The sequence below is a fragment of the Pseudomonas sp. genome (assembly GCF_050739655.1).
Lineage (GTDB): Bacteria > Pseudomonadota > Gammaproteobacteria > Pseudomonadales > Pseudomonadaceae > Aquipseudomonas.
Genome location: NZ_JBOIBY010000548.1, coordinates 1 through 1138, shown reverse-complemented (window position 1 = coordinate 1138; position 1138 = coordinate 1). Strand labels below are relative to the sequence as shown.

General features: G+C 59.9%; 2 protein-coding genes. Both read left to right on the top strand.

The window, feature by feature from the left end; translation table 11 throughout:
* Positions 1-2 precede the first annotated feature (2 nt).
* On the top strand, positions 3-233 hold the full coding sequence (gene rpsR / locus ACRESJ_RS26370; RefSeq protein WP_002551829.1) for a 30S ribosomal protein S18: 231 nt from the start codon (positions 3-5) through the stop codon (positions 231-233).
* A 36-nt stretch (positions 234-269) separates the two neighbouring features.
* Positions 270-1138: hypothetical protein (locus tag ACRESJ_RS26365; RefSeq protein ID WP_431760486.1), on the top strand; the 869-nt coding region annotated here is incomplete at its 3' end.

Here is a 1138-nt window from a genome sequence, read left to right as displayed (position 1 = left end):
ACATGGCACGTTTCTTCCGTCGTCGTAAATTCTGCCGCTTCACCGCTGAAGACGTGAAAGAGATCGATTACAAAGATCTCAACACTCTGAAAGCCTACGTATCCGAGACCGGCAAAATCGTTCCAAGCCGCATCACCGGTACCAAAGCTCGTTATCAGCGTCAGCTGGCCACCGCTATCAAGCGCGCCCGCTTCCTGGCCCTGCTGGCCTACACCGACAGCCACGGCCGCTGAGACCGGGCCGTCGACTCGTAGCAAAGGCTTGAATGCATGCGGGCCATAGCTGAGTTCATCATGCGCGGCCGTATGCAGGCCACTCTGGTAGTGGCTGGATGCGCGGCGATGCCGTTGTTGTATTGGTTGGGTGCTGCCGCCGGATGCCTTGTGCTCCTGCGGCGCGGATTGAAGGACGCCCTGGGCGTTCTTGCTCTGGGACTGCTGCCGGCATTGGCCTGGTGGCTGTACTCCGACGACCCACGGGCACTTCTGGTGCTGCTGGGGTCTGCGAGCCTTGCGCTGGTTTTGCGCGCAAGCGAGTCCTGGAACCGCGTGCTGCTGGTCAGCATAGCGATGGGAGTGGTGTTTTCAGTGGTGTTGGGGACAGCTTTTGCTCCCCAGATCGAGATGCTGGCGCAGGCTTTGATCAAAGTCATGCCGTCGCTTCTCGGTGACGTCTACCAGAAGATGTCGGTAGACGAACAAGCGCGTTTCGCGTCCCTGATTGCACCGGTCCTGACCGGACTGATTGCGGCGTTGTTGCAAATCGTCAGCTTGCTGAGCCTGCTTGTCGGGCGCTACTGGCAGGCGTTGTTGTACAACCCGGGCGGTTTTGGTCGCGAGTTTCGCGCCATCCGCTTCCCGCTGTTGCCGGCGATGTTGCTGCTGGCGTGCATGCTTCTGGGGCCGAATATCGGCTCGCAGATGGCCATGTTGACGCCGTTGTGCAGCGTACCGCTGGTGTTCGCCGGTCTGGCCCTGATTCACGGGCTGGTGGCGCAGAAGCGACTGGCCAGGTTCTGGCTGGTGGGGTTGTACGTGACGCTGTTGCTGTTCATGCAACTGATCTATCCGTTGCTGGTGGTCTTGGCCATCGTCGACAGCCTGATTGATTTTCGCGGTCGTTCGGCACCGAAAGATGC